This window comes from Brachybacterium avium (assembly GCF_002216795.1).
Lineage (GTDB): Bacteria > Actinomycetota > Actinomycetes > Actinomycetales > Dermabacteraceae > Brachybacterium > Brachybacterium avium.
Genome location: NZ_CP022316.1, coordinates 518,832 through 540,058 on the forward strand (window position 1 = coordinate 518,832; position 21,227 = coordinate 540,058).

The window sequence follows — 21,227 nt, forward strand, 5'->3', positions numbered from 1 at the left end:
ACCGCGAGCCGGGCATGCGCCAGCGCATCGCCACGGACGCCTTCGACGCGTTCACCGATTCCGTCACCGCCGGGAACGACTACGGGAGATGGGGTTCCAGCTGCCCGAGGTGGCGGTACAGCGTGTTTCGGCTGACCCCGTAGGTACGTGGGATCTGGGCTTTGGGGACTCCGCTGGCGACGGCGTTGCGGATCTCGCGGATGTGGTCGCTGTTGAGCCGGCGCCTGCGCCCTGGGTACTTGCCGGGGGTCTTCTTGGCGATCGCGATGCCTTCGGCCTGTCGCTCCCGGATCATCTCGCGCTCGGACTGGGCGACGGCGGTGATCATGTAGAGGATCAGCCGGGTGGTGAGGCCTCCCCCGCCGGGTCAGATCGTCAGCCCCTGGGTGCAGAACTCGACGGTGACGCCCTTCTGTTCGAGCTCTTCCATGATCGTGAGCATGTCGCGCAGCGAGCGGGTGAGCCGGTCGATGGAGGCGACCACGAGGGTGTCACCCTCGCGCACGTACTTGATGGCCTTCTGCAGCTCGGGCCGTTCGGAGGCGGTGGCGGCGGACTGGAACTCGCTGTAGGTCTTGTCGACCTCGCCGACGGCCTCGAGCTGCCGGTCGAGATTCTGGCCGACGGAGGAGACCCGGACGTAGGCAACGCGCTACGTGGTGGGCATTGCTTACTCGTCCCGCTCAGCGGGGTGGCCCCTGGGCCGCGCCCACCATGACGTCAGCGATATGACGAGGATGACGACGCCACCCACCGCGAAACCGGGGCCCATCCCCGCCATGAACGGGCCGTCGATCAGCCGATCAAGGACCCAGAGGAGGATGCCGACGCAAAGGAAGCCGATCCCCATCGGGCGGATCCGCTTCCAGTACGGGGCTGTCTTGCCGTTCCTCGCCATCTCCACACCCATCTCTCGTCATGTCGTTGGCGTCGGACTGGTACTCGCCGCAAGCCGTGTCGACGCTGCTGATCGCCTCGAGCTACCGGTCGAGGTTCTGGCCGACGGGTAAGACTCGGACGTAGGCGACGCGTTGGGTGGTCGGCATCGTCTACTCCTCCGTGCGCTGTCGTTCGCGGCGCTCCCGCGACCATTTCACCGCGGCGACACCCCATATAAGCAGTGAGCCACCAATGAAGATGAGCCCGATGTTGCCCCATCGCAGCTCGCCGTCGATAAGAGCAATGAGGACCGTTCCGACAACACCGACCACCGCAAGCCCCGCCCCGTTGGTGCGCAGCTGACGCCAGGACGGCAAGCTCGACAGCGAAATGGACACACGGCAATGGTGCCCCATTGAAGTGGTCGGCACGCCGATGTGACCACTTGCGTCTCAAAAATATTGCCGACGACCCTATCGGGAACCGCAGGCCTCCCGATCACGGGGTGTCATTTTGGGGTATACACAGTGCGACGGATCTGTCTCATAATACGCTCGCCGGACCCTATTGAGAACCGTGAACTTACGGTGTCGTAACCGTCTCGCTGGGGCAGCCCCTTTTGAGAGAGGTGCTGCTGGCCCCACGAGTCGCCCAGCGAGGCACCACTAACCCTCAGGTCTGGGGTTCGAGTCCCTGATGGCGCACCAGCAGTCGAAGCCCCACCGGCCATCCGGTGGGGCTTCTTCGTGTCTCGGAAGGGACCCGGGCCGCACAAACCCCCACGATGAGGTTAGGCTGGCCTTACCAGGTATCTCCACAGCGATCCGCGAGGTTCCCCATGGCATCCCCTACCCGAGCCCGCACCACCCTCCCCGGCGCGAATCGACCTGTCGCGAAGACCGCCGGACACTGGTTGCTGGCGAGCATCGGCAAGACGGTGCTGCGCCCCGGTGGCCGGGAGACCACGCAGTGGCTGCTCGACCACATCGGCATCCCGGGGTCCACCGTCGTCGAGTTCGCCCCCGGCCTCGGCATCACCGCCCGGGAGATCCTCGACCGAGGCCCCCGCCGGTACGTCGGCGTGGATTCCGATGCGCAGGCCGTCACGACCGTCTCCGCTCTCCTTCCCGCCGGGGACCATCAGGTCATCGAGGCCTCCGCCGAGCACACGAGCCTCCCCGCGGGCTGCGCCGACGCCGTGCTCGGCGAAGCGATGCTGACCATGCACACCGACCGCAGGAAGCTCGAGATCATGCGCGAGGCGGCCCGCCTGCTCCGGCCGGGAGGCGTCTACGCCATCCACGAGATGGGTCTGACACCCGTCGACCTCTCCCCCGGGACCAAGGACGAGATCCGCAGGGCGCTGGCGCGCTCCATCCGCGTCAACGCCCGGCCGCTGACGATCCCCGAATGGGTCGCGCTGGCCGACGAGGCCGGGTTCCAGGTCACCGATACCTACCGCACCTCGATGTCGCTGCTGGACCCGCGCCGGATGATCGCCGACGAGGGCCTGCTCGGGACCGTCCGGATCATCGGGAATGTGCTCCGCCGCCCCGAGGTCCGCCGCCGCGTCCTCGCGATGCGCAGAGTCTTCACCACCCACCGCGACCACCTGCTCGGAGTCGGATTCATCCTGACCCGCAGAGCAGAGTGATCATCGTCCCGAACTGCGAAAGAGAAGATCCCGTGTCCGACCCGACCACCACTCGCCGTCCCGTCTACCGTCCCGACGGCTTCGGAACCCCTGCGTCCCGGGACTCCGACCCCATGACCGTCCTGCCCCTGACCGAGCAGGCGCCCGCCCCGAACCCGCAGCGTCCCCGCCCTGCCGTGAAGCGACTCCTGCAGGGCGACGGCGCCAACCTCATCGCCTTCACCTTCGCTCCCGGACAGAACCTGCCCGACCACACGGCGGCGCACCCCATCATCGTGCAGTGCGTGTCCGGGACGCTGGACTTCAGCTCGGGTGGCGACACCGAACGGCTCCGCCCCGGCACCGTCATCCATCTGCGGGAGGGCGTCATGCACCGGGTGGACTGCCCGGCCGACGCTGCGGAGGAGGCCAGCGTGCTGCTGCTGACCATGCTCACCGGCGAACGGCACCAGGGGTAGCAGCCGCTGCGCGTGCTCGCCGCGCGGCCAGAGCTCACGGTCTGCCCGTGGTCGCCCTACGCGGGCCGCGCGTCCGCGACGATCCGCCTCAGATCTCGATCGCTGACCTGCTCCCCGGCGTGGATGAGCGGTGTCACCGCGTCGGGCACGCCCTTGAGCCCCATGTTCATCGCCGCGGTGATCTGTCCATCACGCATCCAGAACGCGACGAACCGGCGCGCCTCCGTGTCGCCGTGCACCACGAGCTCGGCGCCGGGAAGCACTGCCCCCGTGTGCTCCATCCAGACGTCGTACTGGTCGGAGAAGAAGAACGGCACCTCGTCATAGCAGACCCGCTCGCCCAGCATGCTCCGGGCCACCGCCTTGCCCTGGGTGCGCGCCGTGGCGAAGTGGTCGCGCCGTTCGTGCCGTCCTGTCCGCGGATACCAGACGGAGGCCACGTCACCGGCGGCGTACAGCCGTGGGGCGCTGGTCGCCAGCGCGCTGTCGGTGATGATGCCGTCGCCGACGGCGAGCCCCGCCGCCTCCGCGAGACCGGTGCGCGGCACGGCTCCCACGGCGATCACCACGAGATCGGCGGGAACCGTCCGTCCGTCGGTCAGCAGCACCCCGTCCACCCGTCCGGACCCGCGCAGCTCCGCGGCCTCGACAGACGAGAGGACCCGGACGCCGTGCTCGAGGTGCAGGTCCCGGTAGACCGTGGCCATCTCCGTCCCCAGCGCGCTGGCCAACGGCAGCGGGCCGCGGCTGAGCAGGGCGACGTCCTTGCCCAGCGCCGCCGCGCTCGCAGTGATCTCACAGCCGAGCAGTCCGGCACCGATGACGACGACGCGCCGGGCCGCCCGGAGTTCGCTCCGCAGCCGCTCGGCCTCACCGAGGGTGCGGAGGTGGTGCACGCCGGCCAGCGGTGTCGCGCCCACAGCACCGGGCAGCGGCAGCCTTCGTGCGGCAGCCCCGGTCGCCAGGAGCGCCGCGGAGTAGCGGAGCTTCTCTCCGCCATCGAGGTGGACGGTGTCGTCGTCCGGATCCACCCGTGAGACGCGCGCCTCCAGTCGGAGATCGATCCGGTGCTCGCGATAGAAGCCCTCGTCGTGGAGGAAGAGCGGGTGATACCCGTGGCCGCCATGAAGAAATTCCTTGGACAGCGGCACATGGTCGTAGGGCCGCTCAGCCTCGTCGCTGAGCAGCGTGAGGTCACCGTCGAATCCACGCTTTCGCAGTTCGGCGGCGGCGTGCGCACCCGCAAGACCACCACCGACGAGGACGATGTGCTCCTGCTCCATGGGGCTCCTCCTCTGGCCACCACGCTCCCCTGCGGAAACGTCGGCGTCGGACTCTTCCTGCTGGCCAGCATACTGATCTCTCCGCACCTGCGAGGTGCGGATATCGATCGCGGACAGGGCACATCCGGGCGGCCGCCGGGTGCGCCGGGTGCGGGCACCGCCGAGGTCGACCTCTCTCGACGACTCGGTCGCGACTGGTCATTCCACGGGACGTCCGCGGGCACGCGGACCTGCTGCGATCCCCTAGACTCGTTCCTCCCAGGAACGTCTGCGCGCGAGGGTCCTCACGGATGACTCGCCTGAGGAGGTCAGCGTGAGGATCGCGGTCACCGGTGCCACGGGTGTGCTCGGACAGGAAGCCATCGAGGCGCTGGTCGCCGCCGGGCACGAGGTCACCGGTATCACCCGGCGCGACTCCGGGGTGCCGATCATCGAGGGGCGCGGCGGCAGCGCGATCGTCGCCGATGTGTTCAACAACCACGATCTCGCCCGGGCCTTCCGCGGTCACGATGTCGCGATCAACACGCTCGCTCACGTCCCCGTCGGAATGGCGGGTCTGCGCCCGCTGGCATGGCGCGAGGACGACCGGCTCCACCTCGAGGCCTCCGTGGCGATCGCGAAGGCCGCGGCACAGGCCGGGGTGCGCCGGCTCATCCAGGAGTCCACGATCTTCCTCTACCCGGACAACGGCACCGAGTGGATCAGCGAGGACCTCCCCCTGAGCGTGCGCAACCAGGCGTTCCGGCCACGGGTGAAGGAGATGCGGGCGGCGGTCGACTTCGCGACCTCGGGCCGCAGCACCGTAATCCTGCGCCTGGGGCAGCTCTTCGGCCGCGACCAGCACACCACCCACGCGCTCAAGGCCACTCGCAGCGGTGATCCGATCCTGCTGGGGAAGCCGGACTCCTACGTCACGCTGCTGCATCATTCGGATGCGGGGCGCGCGTTCGTGGCGGCGCTGCGGGCCAGCAGCGGGTTCTACAACGTCGGCGGCGAGCCGATCCTCAAGAAGCGCTGGGCGAAGGACCTCGCCACGGAGGCGGGCACCGAGCAGCCCGCGAAGTTCTATCCGGAGATCACCCAGGCGATCGTCGGCACCCGGTTGGACGTGCAGCGGCGCTCGCTGCGAGTCTCCTCGCTGCGGTTCATGTCCGAGACAGGGTGGCGGCCGACGGTGGGCCCCTCCACGCCGGGCTGGTCACGGCGCTGAGCGATGCACCCCGCAGCTGTGGAGGATCCGGCCTGGTTCCCGGCCGTGATGCTGCGCGCTGGGACCGGCGAGATGCTGCAGCGGTGAGCTCCCCCGCCGGCGCCCTGCCCGATGACTCCCGCTGTCCCTGCGGCAGCGGTGACACCTACGGTGCCTGCTGCGGCCCGGTGCTGCGCCGGCAGCGGCACGCCGCCACGGCCGTCGCTCTGATGCGCTCGCGGTACACCGCCTTCGCGGTGGGCGATGTCGACCACCTGCTGCGCACCTGGCATCCGCGCACCCGGCCCGAACGCGCGGAACTCACCGCCCCGCCGGCCGACGAGGTGCGCTGGCTGCGTCTGGACGTGCTCGCCACGGGTGCGGGAGGGCCCTTCGACGATGCCGGCACGGTCGAGTTCACGGCCGTGTCGCAAGGTCCTCACGGCCGCCAGGAGCAGCACGAGCTTTCGCGCTTCGTCCGGGTGGACGGCAGCTGGCTCTACGTCGACGGTGATGTCTGAGGCGGCTCAGCGCCAGTGCTGAGCCGTCGGCCCCGCGACGGGCTGCGGCTCTGCGGGAGTGCCGGCACAGCACTCGGCGCCGGCCACACGCGTGGCCGGCGCCGAGGAGCGCGACCGGGGCGGAGCGCCTGCGGAGGTCAGTCCTTCGCGGTGCGGGCCTTCTCCTTCGCCCGGTGCTTCACCGCCGCGGCCTTCTCGGCCGCGGCCTTGTTCGCGTCCTTCACCGACTTCTTCGCGCTCTTCACGGACTTCTCGTCCCCTCCGGACAGGGCCATCGCCGCGGCGATGCCCGCACCGATCAGGACCACGCCGACGACGCCGCCTGCGATCGCCACCGGGAGCGTCGCAGGGGTCTTCTCGTCACCGGCCGCGGAAAAACCCTTCACCGCTCCGACGAGCTCGTTCTTCCAGCGCGTCACCGCGTTCACGGGATGAACGCGGTCGATCAGCTCGTCGATGTCCGATGCGAGGTTGTCCTGTCGGCGATAGGCCTCGCTGCGCATGTCGTCCAGGCTCTTCTTTGTGGCCACCACTGCCTCCGGGGGTCGTCAGGGCTTGCTGTTGCAGATCGTATCGCGGTCAGCGGGGTGCGAGGCCCCGTTGCGCCGGGTGCGGGTCAGTTCGCGGTGCGGGCGCGGAAGTCCTCGGCCCCGCCGACCAGCTCGATGTGGCCGGTCTCGACATCGGCCGCGGCCATCGCAGCGACCTCCGCGGCGAACTCCTCGGCGGAGTAGAGCTTGCCGGCGGCCTCCCGGCGGGCCTCGAGGGCACCGGGACGGGCACGGTTGAGCAGGGTCGCGGTGACGGTGCCCTCGATCATGTCGCCGGAGACGACCACGAAGGAGACGCCCTTGTCCGACATCTCCCCCAGCCGCTGCGTCAGCGCGGTCTCGCCGGCCCGCTTCGACCTCGCGACCTGCTCGTACTCCGGCATGGTCTCGACCTCGTCGATGAAGTGCGCCTGGTGGCTGGTCACGAAGACCACGCGGCCGCCCGTGGAGAGGTGCTCGAGACCGGCGGAGAGGGCATCGACCTGGGCGTCGCGGTTCAGGCGCATCGCGTAGTCCTCGCCGAGGTCGGCCTCCATGCCGCCGGAGGCGTTCAGGACCAGCAGATCCAGGGAGCCGAAGGTGTCGACCGCGGTCTGCATGAGCGTGCTGACGCCTTCAGTGCTGGTCAGATCTGCGCCGACGGCGACGGCTCTGCCTCCGGCGGCCTCGATCTCCGCGACCACCTTGTTCGCCCGCGGCGCCTTCTGGCGATAGTTGATCACGACGTTCGCGCCCTCGGCGGCGAGCAGCTTCGCGGTGGCGGCGCCGACTCCTCGGGACGAACCGGTGACGACAGCGGTCTTGCCTGCGAGGGCGCTCATGGATGCTCCTTGGGGATTGAGATCTGGAAGACCCTCCGAGCCTACCGGAGCATGCCTGCCGGGCCATTACCCTGGTGGGGCGCGCGAGTGGCGGAATTGGCAGACGCGCTGGATTTAGGTTCCAGTGCCCGAGGGCGTGAGGGTTCGAGTCCCTTCTCGCGCACGAGACGAGCCGCGCCGTCGCCCGGGGCGGAGACATGGATCTCAGGCGGTGGCGGGACCGGTCGGGGCCTCGACGGAGGTGCGGTGGCGGCATATCTCGCCCGTCGATGACGAGGCGCAGATCTCCGTGAGCACACCGCTCCGGCACAGCCTGGCGCAGACCGCGGCTCGAGCGTTTTTTCTGTGGTTTCAGCATTGTCGGAATTCTTCACCCGCATGAAGAGGAGAATTTGTTCGATGGCGGCGCAGCATTCTCCGGAGCGCGGCGGATCCATGGGTGAGGACTTCCGCCGCAGCGCCGCCGACGGTGCCCTGCCACCGGAGACATGCCTGGGCCGGGCCATCCCCTGCCCCGCCCCCACGATGCCGTCCGGCCCACCGGGCGCGACTGACCCGGCCTGCCCCGCATCCCACCCTCCTCTGCGCAGACCGTCGGAGTCGAGGAGCATCAATAAGATCCGGCCCTTCTCGGAATTGCTCAGGATATGATCGAATGAAATTCGAGTCGATCCGGCGGAATAAGGGGTTCAGAATGGTTCGCACAGTCATCTCGCAGGGAAGCAGACGGCACGTCACTGCGATCGCACTGGCCGCCGCTGCCGCGTGCGTGCTGGCCGCTTGCGCCTCGGAGGGCGCGCCGCAGCTCGACGAGGCGGGCTCCACGCCGGCCGGCTCAGCGCAGGAGGCGAACGAGGCGACCCCGGAACCGGAGGAGGAACCACCTGCCGAGGCGGCCGACGAGCACTCGCAGGAAGAGACCTGCGATTGGGATTCTCCGAAAATCTCCGGTGCCGCCGAACCTACGGACGCCCAGGATGGCGAGCTCACCGAAGTGCTGGTCGGAGCGTGGCAGCACACTCACACCGATGAGGGGTCAGGTTTCGAGGAGGTGACCAACGATCACAGATTCGTCTTCCCCGCACCGGATCGCATGCTCTATTGCCAGGACGTGCCCGGCGCCACGGAGAACAAGGAGAATGCCACGGATGTCGTCCTGAACGACACGAGGATCGAGTGGGGCGGCGGAGAGTACGGATATACCGTGCTGGCGTGGGAGGCCGACACGATGGTGTGGGAGAACCCGGTGGGCGGCGGGTACCTCTACCTGTTGCAGCGTCGATGACCCGCCCCTCCTCAGGCCGCTGATCGAGCGGCAGCAGCCCGATCGGCTCGGCGACGGGCGCGCCCCGGCGCAGGGTGCCGTTCGGATCGCAGACCGGCACCCGAGCGGTGAACCTCGGTGCGGGGCGCAGATACACTGACGCCAGCCGAGTCCTCACCGGGGGCGGGTCCACGAGGGACCACCGCCCCCACGGCCGAGAACGAGGATGCAGTTCTCTCCCGGTCGGGACCCGCATCATCCCTGCGACCAGGAGACGCTCCATGACCTTGTTCGGACTGGTCCGTCACGGACAGACGGACTTCAACCTGCGGAACCTCTTCCAGGGCTCCTCGGACATCCCCTTGAACGAGACCGGCATCGCCCAGGCGCACGGCGCCTTCGCCGGTCTGCCGGTCGTGGACTGGGACGTGGTGGTCTCCTCACCGCTGCAGCGGGCGGAGCAGACCGCACGCATCATCGGCAAGGACCACGGCATCCCGTTCGGGGGACGGAGGACCGCCTGCGGGAGATCGACTGGGGTGAGGCCGAGGGGCGCCCCGCTGCCGAGATGGAGCGGCTGTACCCCGAGCGCGACTTCCCCGGCGTCGAGGACACCCAGCAGGTCGCCGATCGAGGATTCGATGGGCTGGAGGCTCTCGAGCAGCGCTATCGCGGCCAGAAGGTCCTGGTGGTCGCGCACGGCACGCTGATCCGTTTCCTGCTGTCCGGGATCATGGAGCAGCCGCTGCCCTCGATCCCGAACGCGACCCTGTCGCTGGTCGAGCTCGAGGGCACCACCTGGTCCGTGTCGATGATCGCCGGACAGGAGGTGCAGAATCGGGTCACGATGGACTCCCGTGACCAGAACCCCCGCTTCTTCGTGGAGAAGGGGGCGCTGACGCCGTTGGATCTGCGCAGCACGCAGGGGTCCGCATCCGCCGACGCCGAGGAGGGCGCCCGATGAACAGCCGCACCGCCGTGGACTCCGAGGGCTCGTGGTTCGAGCCCGAGCAGGTGACCGAACTGCGTCGGCGCCTGCCGATCCCCTACGTGGACATCGTCCCGGTGCGCACCGACGTGGACGGCTCCGTGGAGGAGGTCGGCCTGCTGCTGCGCGCCTCCGGCGCCGGGCGGATCGTGCGCGCGATCGTCTCCGGCAGGGTGCTGATCCACGAGTCGATCCGCGAAGCGATCGCCCGGCACATCGACAAGGACCTGGGGCCGATGGCGATGCCGCGGATCCCGGTCTCCCCGGTGCCCTTCACCGTCGCCGAGTACTTCCCCACTCCGGCCGTCTCCCCGTTCCACGATCCGCGCCAGCATGCGATCTCGCTGGCCTACGTGGTGCCGATCGACGGGGAGACGGCCCCGCAGGAGGATGCGCTGGAGCTGACCTGGTTCGGCATCGACGAGCTGCTGGCGGAGTCCTCACCGCTGACCGAGATGGAGGGCGGCCGGGACCTGCTGGTCCGCCGGGCCCTCGCCCACGTCGGCGCCGTCTGAGCAGCCGCCGGGGCCGCTGCTCGCGGCGGCCCCGGCGGCTGCGAGGTGGTCAGCCCGCGGCGCCCAGCAGCTGCGCCACGTGCCCGGCGAGTGCCCGGAACGCCGTGCCGCGATGGGAGATCGCGTCCTTCTGCGCGGGGCTGAGCTCCGCCGCAGAGCAGCTCTCCCCCTCGGGCTGGAACAGCGGGTCGTAGCCGAAGCCACCGGTGCCGTGGCGCTCCCGCAGCAGCACCCCCACCATCTCTCCGCGCTCCACCGTCTCGGCGCCGTCGGGAGCGACCAGCGCCGCCGCGCACACGAAGCGCGCGGTGCGGTGGGCATCCGGCACGTCGCCGAGCTGGGCCAGCAGCAGATCGTTGTTCGCCTCATCGTCGCCGTGCCTGCCGCTCCATCGTGCGGAGAAGATCCCGGGAGCACCGCCCAGCACGTCGACGGAGAGGCCGGAGTCATCGGCGACGGCGAGCAGCCCGGTGGCCGCCGCGGCCGACCGTGCCTTCAGCAGCGCATTGCCCTCGAAGGTGACGGCGTCCTCGACCACATCGGGCAGGGCGATCCCGGCCGAGGAGATGATCTGCTCAGGCGCCAGGCCGGGCACCGCCGCAGTGAGGATCCGGCGCAGCTCGGCCAGCTTCTTGGCATTGTGCGAGGCCAGGATCACCGTCGCCCCGGCCGGCACCGCCGCCTGGGCCGCGCTCATCGCTGCTCGGCGAGGACGTCGCGCTGGATCTGCGCGAGCTCCGCGCAGCCGCCGGTGGCCAGGTCCAGCAGGGCCCCCAGCTCGGTGCGATCGAAGGGGGCGCCCTCTGCGGTGCCCTGCACCTCGACGAAGGAGCCGGAGCCGGTGACCACGACGTTCATATCGGTCTGGGCCTGGACGTCCTCGCGGTACTCGAGGTCCAGCAGCGGCCGGCCCTCGAGGATGCCGACGCTGATGGCGCTCACCGAGTCGGTGAGCACCTGCGAGGCGGCTGGCAGCGAGGTGTGCTGCTTGCCCCAGCTGATCGCGTCGGCGAGCGCCACGTAGGCGCCCGTGATCGCGGCGGTGCGGGTGCCGCCGTCGGCCTGCAGCACGTCGCAGTCGAGCTGGATCGTGTTCTCGCCCAGCGCGTCGAGGTCGATGACCGCACGCAGCGAGCGACCGATCAGTCGGGAGATCTCGTGGGTGCGCCCGCCGATCTTCCCCTTGACCGATTCGCGCGGGGAGCGGGTGTTGGTGGCGCGCGGGAGCATCGCGTACTCCGCGGTGACCCAGCCGGAGCCGGTGCCCTGCTTCCAGCGCGGCACCCCCGCCGTGAAGGAGGCCGCGCACAGCACGCGGGTGCGGCCGAACTCGATCAGTGCACTGCCCTCGGCCTGATCGAGCCAGCCGCGGATGATGCGCACCTCGCGCAGTTGGTCGGGGGTGCGGCCATCGATGCGGTCGCCGGTGGGGGTATGGGTCGAAGAGCTCATGGAGCTCCTTCCTCGGTCGGTCCTGACGTTCTCGGCCCGATCTCCTACTGCGCGTTCCTGGCAGCATGCCGATCGGGTGATCGTGACACGTCGAGGATATCCATCGGCCGGACCATCGTGATCGGCCCGGTGTGCACCTCACGCGCTTCGGCGAGCGGGATCGCGGGATCGGTCCAGGCCGGGATATGGGTCAGGGCGAGCCGACCGACTCCCGCACGGGCGGCGACCTCCCCCGCCCGGCGACCGGTGAGATGCACTCCGGTGAAGTGGTCGTCGCGTCCTTCGATATATCCCGCCTCGCACAGGAACAGGTCGGCACCGGCCGCGAGCTCGTCCAGGGCCTGGCAGGAGTCGGTGTCGCCGGAGTAGGCGAAGCTGACTCCCTCCGCGGTGATCCGGAAGCCGTAGGCCTCGACCGGATGCAGCACGGCGTGGGTCGCGATCTCCAGCGGCCCGATCGTGAACCGAAGGCCGTCGGCCAGCACGTGGTAGTCGAAAGGCGCGGTCTTCACCCCGTCGGGGACATGTCCGGCACGGCCCAGCACCCCCGAGATCCGATCGGGCAGCGGGGCCGGGGCGTGTATCGGCAGCTTCCCCAGATCGGTGCGGGAATGGTAGGCCCAGAACACCTCGAGGCCGGTGAGGTCGAGGTAATGGTCGGGGTGGAGATGGGAGATGATCACCGCATCCAGATCGGCGGGATCGATCACCTGCTGCAGCGGGCCGAAGGCGCCGGAGCCGAGATCCATCAGCACGCGCCAGAGGCGTCCATCCGCGTCTTCGTGCTCGATGAGATAGCTGGAGGCCGCACCGGTGGGGCCGGCGAAGCTGCCGCTGCAGCCGATGACGTGGACTCTCATGCCGACACCACCGGCAGGGTGCTGGTCATGTCGAAGGTCGGTCCCAGGAAGCGGCGGGAGAGGCGAGCGAAGTTCTCGCTGCCGGCGCCGACCGCCGTCTGGGCGAAGACGTGCTGGGGTGGGCGTGAGGACTCCCGCAGCTGCTCGGTGGCCTGCAGCTGCCCGTACACGTCCAGTGCGGTCTCCTCCGCGGAGGAGACCAGGGTGACGTCCGGGCCCATGACGTAGCTGATGGGGCCGGCGAGCATCGGATAGTGGGTGCAGCCCAGCACCAGCGTGTCCACCCCGTCCGCTGCCACCGGTGCCAGGTACTCCTTCGCCGCCTCGACCACGTCCCGACCGCTGACCACGCCGTTCTCGACGAATTCGACGAAGCGGGGACAGGCCTGAGTGGTGAGCGCCAGCTCGGGGGCGGCGGCGAAGGCGTCCTCGTAGGCGCGGGAGGTGACGGTGCCCTGGGTCGCGATCACGCCGACCCGCCGATTGCGGGTGGCGGCGACGGCCCGGCGCACCGCCGGCTGGATCACCTCGACCACGGGGACCTCATAGCGTTCACGGGCGTCGCGCAGCACGGCCGCCGAGGCGGTGTTGCAGGCGATGACGAGCATCTTCACCCCGTGCTCGACCAGCTCGTCCATGATCTTCAGCGCCAGGGATCGCACTTCGGCGATGGGGCGCGGCCCGTAGGGACCGTGCGCGGTGTCGCCGATGTAGACCAGCTCCTCCTGAGGCAGCTGGTCGAGGACGGCGCGGGCGACCGTGAGGCCGCCCACCCCGGAGTCGAAGATCCCGATCGGCGCGCTGTTCATCTGGACAAGGCTAATCTCGACAGCCGTCCACTGCAGTGATGGCACGCTCACTGCGTGCCGTTTCACAGTTCGGTCACATCTGAGCAGCGGGCGCGAACGCTGCCGACGCTGCAGGCCGGGGCCTAGTCCAGTGCTCTCAGCAGGCTCTCCTGCAGCCAGGAGAGCAGCTCGTAGACGGCGATCACGATGTCTGAACCGACGTGCTCGTCATCACCCACGGGCTCCGCGTCCTCGACCTGCTCCCCGATCTGTTGGAGCATCCGCACGGTGTCGAAGTCGCCGTCGCGCTCAAGCCCCAGCCGGTCGGCCAGCACGATCCGGACGTCGTTCAGCGCTCGCAGCATCGCCATCGACTCGATGTCGTCGATCACGACCTCGCCGTGGCCGCCGCCGGTGCGGTCCAGGATACGCATCACGAGGCCGAGATCGGCGAGCTTGCCGTCCGCGAGGTCCTGCTGAGCCAGGCGCCGGTACTCGGTGGCGAGATCCGGGTCCTCCGAGGCCGCGGGGAACAGGCGCCGGACGGCAGAATCCGCGGGCATGCGGGCGTCGCGCCCCGCGAACTCGGCCTCCAGACGGCGCAGCGGGTCCTCGCTCAGCGCGGCGCGGCGCAGCACGTCCCCGTCGGCATCGATCCCCAGATCGGCACGGATCAGATCCGCCGTCTCCTGTGCGACCTGGGCGATGATCGCCTTCTCCTCGCCGTCGAGACGGCAGGCCAGGGTGCCATCCGCGCGACGCCGGAATGCGTGGGCCATCAGCTCTCCCCTGCACTCTCGAGCGTGGCCTGCAGCCCGAAGGAGTGCATCGCCTGCACGTCGGACTCCGCCCGTTCGCGGGATCCGCGCGAGACGATCGCGCGGCCCTCCTCGTGGACCTGCATCATCAGCTGCTCGGCCCGCAGGTGCGAATAGCCGAAGTAGCGGCGGAACACGAACTCGACGTAGCTCATGAGGTTCACCGGGTCGTTCCAGACGACGGTGCACCAGGGACCGTCGCTCTCCAACGTCGCCTGCGCACTGCCGGCGGGGTCGGTGAGCGACTCCGTTCCCGGGTCGGCCCGCGACAGCTCCACCGGCATGCACATCCTCCTGAGTCCAGCCGCGTCCCCAGGATCGGGATGCGGCGGTGATGAGTCTACGGGGCGCGCCCGTTCCCTTGCCGCCCCTGCACGCATTACGGTGGACACCGTGACTTCTGCCCTGCTCACCGACCTCTACGAGCTGACGATGCTGGAGGCCGCCCGTGAGGCCGGCACAGCATCGCGGCGCTGCGTCTTCGAGGTGTTCACCCGTTCCCTGCCCGAGGGGCGCCGCTACGGCGCGCTTGCGGGCACCGGCCGCGTGCTGGACGCGATCGCGGACTTCCGCTTCGACGACGCCGACCTGCGCTACCTGCGCAGGGCCGGACTGCTGAAGCAGGAGACCCTCGAGCATCTGGCGGAGTACCGCTTCACCGGCGATGTGCACGGCTATGCGGAGGGCGAGCTGTACTTCCCGAACTCCCCGGTGCTACGGATCGAGGGGACCTTCGAGAACGCCGTGCTGCTGGAGACGGTGGTGCTGTCGATCCTGAACCACGACAGCGGCATCGCCTCCGCCGGATCCCGGATGATCACCGCCGCGCGCGGCCGGCCCTGCATCGAGATGGGCGGGCGGCGGGTCCACGAGGACGGCGCGATCGCTGCGGCCCGCGCCGCGTACATCGTCGGTTTCGCCTCCACCTCGAACCTCGCGGCCGGAGCGCATTACCGGGTCCCGGTCGCGGGCACGGCCGCTCACGCCTTCACCCTGCTGTTCGACACCGAGGAAGAGGCGTTCCGAGCCCAGTTGGCCTCCCAGGGCAGCGGCACGACGGTGCTGGTGGACACCTACGACGTCGAGTCGGCGGTGCGCAGGGCGGTCGAGCTGGCGGGCCCCGGGCTGGGGGCGGTGCGCCTGGATTCCGGGGATCTCGGCGCCCAGGCGGGGCGGGTACGGGACCTGCTGGACTCCCTCGGCGCGAGGGGCACCCGGATCACCGCGACCGGGGATCTGGACGAGTACCGCCTCGAGGAGCTGCAGGACGTCCCGCTGGACGGCTACGGGATCGGCACCCGCCTGGTCACCGGCGGTGGGCACCCCGCCCCCGGGTTCGTCTACAAGCTCGTCGAGCGCGAAGGGGCGGACGGGCAGATGCACCCGGTCGGCAAGCGCTCCGCCGACAAGGCCACCCTCGGTGCGGGCAAGGCCGCCTATCGCATGCGGGTGGGCGAGCACGCCCACGCCGAGCTGGTGCTGCCCGGGGAGGCGGAGGTCGCCGAGTTCGAGCGGGAGCTGACCGCGGAGCTGACCTCCGGGCAGTCGAATCCCGATTGGACTCGCACCTCGCTGCGTTCGCTGCAGCAGCCGCTGATCGTCGGCGGCGAGGTCGTCGAGGACCTGCGCGCTCCGGCGCGGGTCGAGGCCGCCCGCGCGCAGCATGCCGCGTCTGTGGAAGAGCTGGGTCTGTCACCCGATGAGGGTCCCGACGGCCCGGTCGCCATCCCCACCATCACCGACGGAGCCGAGGCGGCGCGCCTGCTGGGCTGATCGCCGGGGCCACGCACGCCACGCCGCGCGTGAAGGCAGGCCTGCCGCCGGGATCAGCGGCGGCCGACGAACCAGCCGCGCACGATCCCGATCCGCTCCTGGATCTGCTCGGCGCTGGCCTGGGCGACGGCGGGCCCGCCGCTGCGGCTGCGCAAGGTGTTGTGCACCGAGCCATGCGGAGCGCCGGACTTCTTAGCCCAGGCGGAGACGAGGGTGCTGAGCTCCTTGCGCAGGTCCATCAGCTGCCGGTGGTCGACGACGCCGGGCGTGACGGGCGGGTTCGCGCTCTGGTTCTTCTGCCGCCGGGCCTGCTGCTGCGCTTGCTGCTGCTGGAGCACGGTGCGCATCTGATCGGCGTCCAGCAGCCCCGGGATGCCGAGGAATTCCTGCTCGTCCTCGGAGCCGATCGTGCCGCCGGCACCATATTCGCCGCCATCGAAGAGCACCCGATCGAAGGATGCCTCTGACTCCAGCGCCTCGAAGCTCATCTCCAGCTGGTCGGAGGTCTGCTCGGGGCGGTTCGCCTGCTCGATCAGGCTCTCGTCCAGCCCGGTCTCCTCGTCCCCCGACTTCGGCCGACGGTCCAGCACATGGTCGCGCTCCGCCTCCATCTCCGCGGCGTGACCCATCAGGATCGGGACCGTGGGCAGGAAGACGCTCGCGGTCTCGCCGCGGGTCCGGGAGCGCACGAAGCGGCCGACGGCCTGGGCGAAGAACATCGGGGTCGAGGTGGAGGTGGCGTAGACGCCCACGGCCAGCCGCGGTACGTCCACGCCCTCGGAGACCATGCGCACCGCGACCATCCACCGGGCATCGGAGTCCGAGAACGCCTCGATCCGCTTGCCGGCACCGACATCATCGGAGAGGACCACGGTGGGTGCCTGCCCGGTGATGTCCTGGAGGGTCTCAGCGTACGAGCGGGCGGCCTTCTGATCGGTGGCGATGACCAGGCCGCCGGCATCGGGGACGTGGCGCCGCACCTCGCTGAGACGGCGATCGGCGGCCGAGAGGACGGATTGGATCCACTCCCCCTGCGGGTCCAGCGCGGTGCGCCAGGCCTGCTGGGTGATGTCCTTGGTCTCCAGTGCGCCGAGCTGCGCGGAGACCTCGTCCCCGTTCTTGGTGCGCCAGTGCATGCGCCCCGAGTAGGTCATGAACAGCACCGGGCGCACCACGTGATCGCGCAGGGCCTCGCCGTAGCCGTAGGTGAAGTCCGCCTTCGAGCGCAGGAAGCCCTCGCCGTCCTGCTCATAGGTGACGAAGGGGATCTGCGAGTCGTCCGAGCGGAACGGCGTGCCGGTCAGTGCCAGGCGCCGTGTGGCCGGGTCGAAGGCGTCGCGCACTCCGTCGCCCCAGGTGCGGGCGTCGCCCGCGTGGTGGATCTCGTCGAGGATCACCAGGGTGCGGTCGGCCTCGGTGCGGGCGCGGTGCAGTGCGGGATGCATCCCGATCTGTGCGTAGGTGACCGCGACGCCCTGGAAGTGGGAGCCGTGCGCACCCTGCGCGTTGGAGAAGTTCGGGTCCAGGGAGATGCCCACCCGGGCGGCGGCGTCCGCCCATTGGGTCTTCAGGTGCTCCGTCGGCGCCACCACGGTGATGCGGCGGACGGTGCCCTCGGCGAGCAGCGCCGCCGCGATCTGCAGCGCGAAGGTGGTCTTGCCGGCGCCCGGCGTCGCCACGGCCAGGAAATCCTTGGGGGCCTGCTCGCGGTAGAGCTCGAGAGCCTCGGCCTGCCAGGCACGGAGCTTGGGGACGGTGCCCCACGCGGCCCGTTCGGGGTACGCGACGGGCAGCGATCGCGCCGCGGCCTCGGAGGGCTGGCGGGGATCGCTCGTGGAGAAGAGTGAGGGGGTCGTGTTCACAGCGAGAACCACCGTACCGCCGACGGCTGACGTTCCGCCGACACGACCGATGTGAGGAAGTCGCCGCGCGCCGGAGGTGCCTCCGGCGCGCGGCGAGGGCTCAGCGGCGTCCGCCGAAGAAGCCGCGGAAGCCGCCGCCCTTGCCCGAGCCGCCGGAGCCGTTCGAGCCGTCCCCGCCGTCATTCGGCTCGCGGAAGCCCTCGTAGATCTCCTTGCACTCCGGGCAGACCGGATACTTCTCGGGGTCGCGCCCGGGCACCCATACCTTGCCGCACAGCGCGATCACCGGGGTGCCGCCGAGTGCGGCCTGGGTGACCTTGTCCTTGCGCACGTAGTGGGCGAACCGGTCGTGGTCGCCGTCGTCGGTCTTCTGCTCCTGCTCCTGCAGCTGCCGGTCCAGCACCGCGGTGCTGCCGGGGCCGGCGCCCGGATCGTCGCTGTAGGGGTCCACCCGGGATGGATCGGACGTGGAGGACATGACTGCTCCCTGGTTCGGTGACGTGTCATGGTGAGTTTACCGGCCCGCTCGCCTGCCCCCAAGGAGCGATCCTCCACAGGGCCCCCGTCCCGTCGGCCACGCCTCCCGGCCCGTGCGCTCTGCCGCTGGGACAATCCTCCCTATGGACGCTGTCGTCGACTTCCTCCGCCGCCTGCCCGATGAGATCGGCCGGGTGGGCGGCTCCCTCGTGTGGAGGGCGGGCCTGCTCGCGCTCGCCCTGCTGCTGAACCTCGGCTTCTACCTGCCCTCACTGCCGGGCGGCGTCCCGGGAACGGGCCTGCCGGGGCTGGACAAGGCCGTGCATCTGCTGGTGTTCGCCCTGACCGTGTTCGCCGCCGGGCGGCTGCTCGCCCCGCGGAAGCGGTTCCCGATGGGCTGGATCGTCGTGGTCGCGCTGGTGCACGCCCCGTTCATCGAGCTGGTGCAGCTGGTGGCGCTCCCCCAACGCAGCGGCGACGGGATGGACATCCTGTTCGACGTGATCGGCATCGCGCTCGGGACCGGCCTGTGGATCGGGGACCGGCTGCAGCGAGGCACCGTCGGGCTCGACCAGCTGGAGCCGGAGGCCGAGCCGGCCACGGACGGGCACCGCTGAGCTCCTACCGCTCGCGAGCTCGCAGCACGTCGCTCAGCCTTCCAGAGTGATCTCGTCGGCGTAGACGGCGGTCATGGCGCCGGTGATGGTGTCGACCGTCCCGGCCTCCTCGCGGGCGACCTTCTCGACCGCGCTCGCGACAGCCTTGGTCACGCCCTCGTGGAAAACGCTGGGGACGATGTAGGTGGGGTTCAGCTCGTCTGCGGAGACCACGTCGGCGAGCGCCTTCGCCGCCGCCAGCAGCATCCGGTCGCTGACCCGGGTGGCGTGGGCATCCAGCAGTCCTCGGAACACGCCGGGGAAGGCGAGCACGTTGTTGATCTGGTTCGCGAAATCGCTGCGCCCGGTGGCGACCACCTCAGCGTGCTTGACCGCCTCGGCGGGATCGATCTCCGGGGTCGGATTGGCCATCGCGAAGACGACGGACCGGTCCGCCATGGTGGCGACATCTGCGGCGGAGAGGATGTTGCCGGCGCTGACCCCGATGAACACGTCGGCGCCGTCGACGGCGTCGGCCAGGGTGCCGGTGAGCTGGCGCGGGTTGGTCACCTCCGCGATCCAGGGCAGGCGGCCCTCGAGCTGTTCGCGGTTCTCGTGGACGATGCCGTCGATATCGGTGACGACCACATCGCGGGCGCCGGCGGCGCGCAGCAGGCGCAGGATCGCGGTGCCGGCGGCCCCCGCCCCGGACAGCACGATGCGGGCGGAGTCGATGTCCTTCTCGACCACGCGCAGAGCGTTCCGGAGCGCGGCGACGACCACGATCGCGGTGCCGTGCTGGTCGTCGTGGAAGACCGGGATATCGAGCTCGGCGCGCAGCCGGTCCTCGATCTCGAAGCAGCGCGGAGCGGAGATGTCCTCCAGGTTGATGCCGGCGAAGACCGGGGCGATCGCCTTGACATGCGCGACGATGTCGTCGACCGAGTGGGCGTCCAGGCAGATCGGGAAGGCGTCGATGTTCGCGAAGCGCTTGAACAGCGCCGCCTTGCCCTCCATCACCGGCATCGCAGCGAGCGGGCCGAGATCACCCAGTCCCAGGATCGCGGAACCGTCGGTGACCACCGCGACCGTGTTGCGCTTGATGGTCAGACGGCGGGCGTCCTCGGGGTTCTCTGCGATCGCCTTGACCACCCGGGCGACGCCGGGGGTGTAGATCATCGAGAGGTCGTCGCGGTGACGGATCGGGAGCTTCGACTCGACGGTGAGCTTGCCTCCCAGGTGCGCGAGGAAGGTGCGGTCCGAGACCCTGCCGAGCTCGACGCCCTCGATCCCGCGCAGCTCGTCCACGACCTCCATGGCATGGTCGTGGCCGGCGGTCAGGACGGTGATGTCCGCCCGCATCCGCTCAGGACCGGAGGCGGAGACGTCCAGTGCGGTGACCGTGGCATCACGACCCTCGATACGGGAGGTGATGTCGCTGACGGCGGCAGAGCGGGCGGCGAACTCAAGTCGGATCGTGATGGAGTAGCTCACGGTTGGCATCGGTGACATGCTCCACAGCTTAACGAGGACTGCGCTCCCGCGGGGTCAGGACGCGGCAGCCGGGGGCGCGGGTCCCAGCCGCCGACGGCGCCGGACGGGGAAGGGAGGGGCGCGTCGCGCCTCACCTGCTGCGTCCGCGCGCTCAGGCGGTGAACGGCTCGACGTCTGCCGCGAAGCGGTCCCAGATCTCGCGCGCCGCACCGACCTGCTCCGCGTAGCGCTCGGGATGTGCGGAGGCCTGCACGCTCTGCGCGGCCGCGCCGGGCTCCCAGGAGGCGACATCGGGGGCCACCTGCAGCAGGCCCGGGGCCTGGGAGTGCTCACCGAGGCCGAGGAAGGCGTCGAGCGCGAGCTTCTTGTTCCGCACCTCGTCGTAGCTGCCCCATCCCATCGAGGGGCGCTGCTGGAACAGGCCGCCGGAGTCCGCATCCACGGCGGGCTCGTAGTTGTACAGCCACGCCTCGACGATCGCAGTGATCAGAGCGATGACTGCGACCTCTTCACCCAGCTCGTGTCCCTTGACCACGGCGATGATGAACTTCGCGTTGGCCAGCTGCCAGTCGTCCATCGCATCCGCCACGAAGCCCTCACGCGTCTCGGGCCGGGTCAGGAACTCCTCGGTCCACTGCGCGCTCTCGCCGGTATCGAGATCTCCGCTGTCGAGCACGGCGGCGGAGGCGGGTGCGACGGTGCCGAGCGCGGCCGCGGCGGCGAGGCCGAGGACTCCGGTGGTCAGCAGGTGGCGACGGGAGAACGGGGAGCGGAGGCGGGCGGGGGCGGCAGGTGCCATGAGGCAGGTTCCTTCGGTTCCGGGGCGGTGGGCGCTGCCCGGTCGCTCCGGGCCGTGCCAAGGTAACGAACCGATCACGACGCAGGAAGGGCGCAGATCACGGCGTCGGCGGTGAGCGGATCCGCTCGATCCCGTCCTTGGCCCGGTCATGACCGGACCATGCCCGTCCGGCGCGTTCCCCGATC

General features: G+C 70.1%; 25 protein-coding genes, 1 tRNA gene and 2 pseudogenes. 11 read left to right on the top strand and 17 right to left on the bottom strand.

The features are described from left to right. Positions 1–79: 79 nt before the first annotated feature. The 4 genes and pseudogenes from CFK39_RS02350 to CFK39_RS16110 form a co-directional block, all read right to left on the bottom strand. Positions 80–328: a helix-turn-helix domain-containing protein gene (locus tag CFK39_RS02350; protein ID WP_089064112.1), complete on the bottom strand. Its 249-nt coding sequence runs from the start codon at positions 326–328 to the stop codon at positions 80–82. Between the two features lie 39 nt (positions 329–367). Further along, positions 368–589 (bottom strand): annotated as a pseudogene (locus CFK39_RS16105) (recombinase family protein); the annotation flags it as partial. 81 nt (positions 590–670) lie between these two features. Beyond that, on the bottom strand, positions 671–910 hold the full coding sequence (locus CFK39_RS02360; protein ID WP_089064114.1) for a hypothetical protein: 240 nt from the start codon (positions 908–910) through the stop codon (positions 671–673). A gap of 139 nt (positions 911–1,049) precedes the next feature. Beyond that, positions 1,050–1,277 carry a hypothetical protein gene (locus CFK39_RS16110; RefSeq protein ID WP_157697028.1) on the bottom strand — a complete coding sequence of 76 codons (228 nt, stop codon included), beginning with the start codon at positions 1,275–1,277 and terminating at the stop codon, positions 1,050–1,052. A gap of 440 nt (positions 1,278–1,717) precedes the next feature. Here CFK39_RS16110 and CFK39_RS02365 point away from each other — a divergent pair, with 440 nt between their 5' ends. Further along, positions 1,718–2,533, top strand: coding sequence for a class I SAM-dependent methyltransferase (locus CFK39_RS02365; protein ID WP_089064115.1), 816 nt, complete (start codon positions 1,718–1,720; stop codon positions 2,531–2,533). A gap of 32 nt (positions 2,534–2,565) precedes the next feature. Next, positions 2,566–2,991, top strand: coding sequence for a cupin domain-containing protein (locus CFK39_RS02370; protein ID WP_245822838.1), 426 nt, complete (start codon positions 2,566–2,568; stop codon positions 2,989–2,991). A 56-nt stretch (positions 2,992–3,047) separates the two neighbouring features. Here CFK39_RS02370 and CFK39_RS02375 read toward each other — a convergent pair whose 3' ends face one another. Beyond that, the gene (locus CFK39_RS02375; protein WP_089064116.1) at positions 3,048–4,274 is read right to left on the bottom strand and encodes an NAD(P)/FAD-dependent oxidoreductase; all 1,227 of its coding nucleotides are present in this window, start codon (positions 4,272–4,274) and stop codon (positions 3,048–3,050) included. Between the two features lie 313 nt (positions 4,275–4,587). On the opposite strand from CFK39_RS02375, the gene CFK39_RS02380 reads away from it, so the two are divergent. After that, positions 4,588–5,484, top strand: coding sequence for an NAD-dependent epimerase/dehydratase family protein (locus tag CFK39_RS02380; protein WP_089064117.1), 897 nt, complete (start codon positions 4,588–4,590; stop codon positions 5,482–5,484). An 83-nt stretch (positions 5,485–5,567) separates the two neighbouring features. Then, on the top strand, positions 5,568–5,984 hold the full coding sequence (locus tag CFK39_RS02385; protein WP_245822840.1) for a YchJ family protein: 417 nt from the start codon (positions 5,568–5,570) through the stop codon (positions 5,982–5,984). A gap of 137 nt (positions 5,985–6,121) precedes the next feature. On the opposite strand, the gene CFK39_RS02390 is transcribed toward CFK39_RS02385, so the two are convergent. Continuing rightward, entirely contained in the window at positions 6,122–6,514 is a 393-nt protein-coding gene (locus CFK39_RS02390) for a hypothetical protein (RefSeq protein ID WP_245822842.1), read from the bottom strand. An 86-nt stretch (positions 6,515–6,600) separates the two neighbouring features. Beyond that, positions 6,601–7,356: an SDR family oxidoreductase gene (locus CFK39_RS02395; RefSeq protein WP_089064118.1), complete on the bottom strand. Its 756-nt coding sequence runs from the start codon at positions 7,354–7,356 to the stop codon at positions 6,601–6,603. 81 nt (positions 7,357–7,437) lie between these two features. On the opposite strand from CFK39_RS02395, the gene CFK39_RS02400 reads away from it, so the two are divergent. From CFK39_RS02400 to CFK39_RS02415, 5 genes and pseudogenes are all read left to right on the top strand, one after another. After that, positions 7,438–7,519: transfer RNA gene (locus CFK39_RS02400), tRNA-Leu, on the top strand. A 492-nt stretch (positions 7,520–8,011) separates the two neighbouring features. Continuing rightward, positions 8,012–8,641: a hypothetical protein gene (locus CFK39_RS02405; protein WP_089064119.1), complete on the top strand. Its 630-nt coding sequence runs from the start codon at positions 8,012–8,014 to the stop codon at positions 8,639–8,641. A 260-nt stretch (positions 8,642–8,901) separates the two neighbouring features. Continuing rightward, positions 8,902–9,063 (top strand): annotated as a pseudogene (locus tag CFK39_RS17115) (histidine phosphatase family protein); the annotation flags it as partial. A 125-nt stretch (positions 9,064–9,188) separates the two neighbouring features. Then, a complete protein-coding gene (locus tag CFK39_RS17120) occupies positions 9,189–9,584 on the top strand; it encodes a histidine phosphatase family protein (protein WP_275094127.1) in 396 nt (131 codons plus the stop codon). Continuing rightward, positions 9,581–10,123, top strand: a complete 543-nt coding sequence (locus CFK39_RS02415) for an NUDIX hydrolase family protein (protein WP_089064120.1) — start codon at positions 9,581–9,583, stop codon at positions 10,121–10,123. Before CFK39_RS17120 ends, CFK39_RS02415 begins: the two co-directional genes overlap by 4 nt. 49 nt (positions 10,124–10,172) lie before the next feature. Here CFK39_RS02415 and rdgB read toward each other — a convergent pair whose 3' ends face one another. The 6 genes from rdgB to clpS form a co-directional block, all read right to left on the bottom strand. After that, positions 10,173–10,820: an RdgB/HAM1 family non-canonical purine NTP pyrophosphatase gene (gene rdgB / locus CFK39_RS02420; protein WP_089064121.1), complete on the bottom strand. Its 648-nt coding sequence runs from the start codon at positions 10,818–10,820 to the stop codon at positions 10,173–10,175. Then, positions 10,817–11,575: a ribonuclease PH gene (gene rph / locus CFK39_RS02425; RefSeq protein WP_089064122.1), complete on the bottom strand. Its 759-nt coding sequence runs from the start codon at positions 11,573–11,575 to the stop codon at positions 10,817–10,819. Before rph ends, rdgB begins: the two co-directional genes overlap by 4 nt. A gap of 44 nt (positions 11,576–11,619) precedes the next feature. Continuing rightward, positions 11,620–12,435: an MBL fold metallo-hydrolase gene (locus tag CFK39_RS02430; RefSeq protein WP_089064123.1), complete on the bottom strand. Its 816-nt coding sequence runs from the start codon at positions 12,433–12,435 to the stop codon at positions 11,620–11,622. Continuing rightward, the gene (gene murI / locus CFK39_RS02435; protein ID WP_089064124.1) at positions 12,432–13,244 is read right to left on the bottom strand and encodes a glutamate racemase; all 813 of its coding nucleotides are present in this window, start codon (positions 13,242–13,244) and stop codon (positions 12,432–12,434) included. The genes CFK39_RS02430 and murI overlap by 4 nt, the downstream gene beginning before the upstream one ends. 122 nt (positions 13,245–13,366) lie before the next feature. Further along, positions 13,367–14,002: a DUF2017 family protein gene (locus tag CFK39_RS02440; protein ID WP_089064125.1), complete on the bottom strand. Its 636-nt coding sequence runs from the start codon at positions 14,000–14,002 to the stop codon at positions 13,367–13,369. Further along, on the bottom strand, positions 14,002–14,325 hold the full coding sequence (gene clpS, locus CFK39_RS02445; RefSeq protein ID WP_089064126.1) for an ATP-dependent Clp protease adapter ClpS: 324 nt from the start codon (positions 14,323–14,325) through the stop codon (positions 14,002–14,004). Before clpS ends, CFK39_RS02440 begins: the two co-directional genes overlap by 1 nt. A 109-nt stretch (positions 14,326–14,434) precedes the next feature. Here clpS and CFK39_RS02450 point away from each other — a divergent pair, with 109 nt between their 5' ends. Continuing rightward, the gene (locus CFK39_RS02450; protein ID WP_157697029.1) at positions 14,435–15,814 is read left to right on the top strand and encodes a nicotinate phosphoribosyltransferase; all 1,380 of its coding nucleotides are present in this window, start codon (positions 14,435–14,437) and stop codon (positions 15,812–15,814) included. A gap of 53 nt (positions 15,815–15,867) precedes the next feature. Here CFK39_RS02450 and CFK39_RS02455 read toward each other — a convergent pair whose 3' ends face one another. Next, a complete protein-coding gene (locus tag CFK39_RS02455; protein ID WP_245822844.1) occupies positions 15,868–17,676 on the bottom strand; it encodes a DEAD/DEAH box helicase in 1,809 nt (602 codons plus the stop codon). 100 nt (positions 17,677–17,776) lie between these two features. Then, positions 17,777–18,154 carry a DUF3039 domain-containing protein gene (locus CFK39_RS02460; protein ID WP_089064129.1) on the bottom strand — a complete coding sequence of 126 codons (378 nt, stop codon included), beginning with the start codon at positions 18,152–18,154 and terminating at the stop codon, positions 17,777–17,779. Positions 18,155–18,296: 142 nt separating this feature from the next. Here CFK39_RS02460 and CFK39_RS02465 point away from each other — a divergent pair, with 142 nt between their 5' ends. After that, positions 18,297–18,770: a VanZ family protein gene (locus tag CFK39_RS02465; protein ID WP_157697030.1), complete on the top strand. Its 474-nt coding sequence runs from the start codon at positions 18,297–18,299 to the stop codon at positions 18,768–18,770. A gap of 33 nt (positions 18,771–18,803) precedes the next feature. On the opposite strand, the gene CFK39_RS02470 is transcribed toward CFK39_RS02465, so the two are convergent. Beyond that, on the bottom strand, positions 18,804–20,261 hold the full coding sequence (locus CFK39_RS02470) for an NAD-dependent malic enzyme (RefSeq protein ID WP_089064130.1): 1,458 nt from the start codon (positions 20,259–20,261) through the stop codon (positions 18,804–18,806). Positions 20,262–20,394: 133 nt separating this feature from the next. Then, positions 20,395–21,042 carry a hypothetical protein gene (locus CFK39_RS02475; protein WP_089064131.1) on the bottom strand — a complete coding sequence of 216 codons (648 nt, stop codon included), beginning with the start codon at positions 21,040–21,042 and terminating at the stop codon, positions 20,395–20,397. Between the last annotated feature and the right edge of the window lie 185 nt (positions 21,043–21,227).

Excerpts from the sequence above, each read along its gene's own strand:
- clpS (WP_089064126.1), bottom strand. The coding sequence starts at position 14,325 with ATGCCGGTGGAGCTGTCGCGGGCCGACCCGGGAACGGAGTCGCTCACC.
- CFK39_RS02360 (WP_089064114.1), bottom strand. The coding sequence starts at position 910 with ATGGGTGTGGAGATGGCGAGGAACGGCAAGACAGCCCCGTACTGGAAG.
- CFK39_RS02465 (WP_157697030.1), top strand. The coding sequence starts at position 18,297 with ATGGACGCTGTCGTCGACTTCCTCCGCCGCCTGCCCGATGAGATCGGC.
- CFK39_RS02460 (WP_089064129.1), bottom strand. The coding sequence starts at position 18,154 with ATGTCCTCCACGTCCGATCCATCCCGGGTGGACCCCTACAGCGACGAT.
- rph (WP_089064122.1), bottom strand. The coding sequence starts at position 11,575 with ATGAGCTCTTCGACCCATACCCCCACCGGCGACCGCATCGATGGCCGC.
- CFK39_RS02430 (WP_089064123.1), bottom strand. The coding sequence starts at position 12,435 with ATGAGAGTCCACGTCATCGGCTGCAGCGGCAGCTTCGCCGGCCCCACC.
- CFK39_RS17120 (WP_275094127.1), top strand. The coding sequence starts at position 9,189 with ATGGAGCGGCTGTACCCCGAGCGCGACTTCCCCGGCGTCGAGGACACC.
- rdgB (WP_089064121.1), bottom strand. The coding sequence starts at position 10,820 with ATGAGCGCGGCCCAGGCGGCGGTGCCGGCCGGGGCGACGGTGATCCTG.
- CFK39_RS02415 (WP_089064120.1), top strand. The coding sequence starts at position 9,581 with ATGAACAGCCGCACCGCCGTGGACTCCGAGGGCTCGTGGTTCGAGCCC.
- CFK39_RS02440 (WP_089064125.1), bottom strand. The coding sequence starts at position 14,002 with ATGGCCCACGCATTCCGGCGTCGCGCGGATGGCACCCTGGCCTGCCGT.
- CFK39_RS02405 (WP_089064119.1), top strand. The coding sequence starts at position 8,012 with ATGAAATTCGAGTCGATCCGGCGGAATAAGGGGTTCAGAATGGTTCGC.
- CFK39_RS02365 (WP_089064115.1), top strand. The coding sequence starts at position 1,718 with ATGGCATCCCCTACCCGAGCCCGCACCACCCTCCCCGGCGCGAATCGA.
- CFK39_RS02395 (WP_089064118.1), bottom strand. The coding sequence starts at position 7,356 with ATGAGCGCCCTCGCAGGCAAGACCGCTGTCGTCACCGGTTCGTCCCGA.
- murI (WP_089064124.1), bottom strand. The coding sequence starts at position 13,244 with ATGAACAGCGCGCCGATCGGGATCTTCGACTCCGGGGTGGGCGGCCTC.
- CFK39_RS02470 (WP_089064130.1), bottom strand. The coding sequence starts at position 20,261 with ATGTCACCGATGCCAACCGTGAGCTACTCCATCACGATCCGACTTGAG.
- CFK39_RS02475 (WP_089064131.1), bottom strand. The coding sequence starts at position 21,042 with ATGGCACCTGCCGCCCCCGCCCGCCTCCGCTCCCCGTTCTCCCGTCGC.
- CFK39_RS02350 (WP_089064112.1), bottom strand. The coding sequence starts at position 328 with ATGATCACCGCCGTCGCCCAGTCCGAGCGCGAGATGATCCGGGAGCGA.
- CFK39_RS02375 (WP_089064116.1), bottom strand. The coding sequence starts at position 4,274 with ATGGAGCAGGAGCACATCGTCCTCGTCGGTGGTGGTCTTGCGGGTGCG.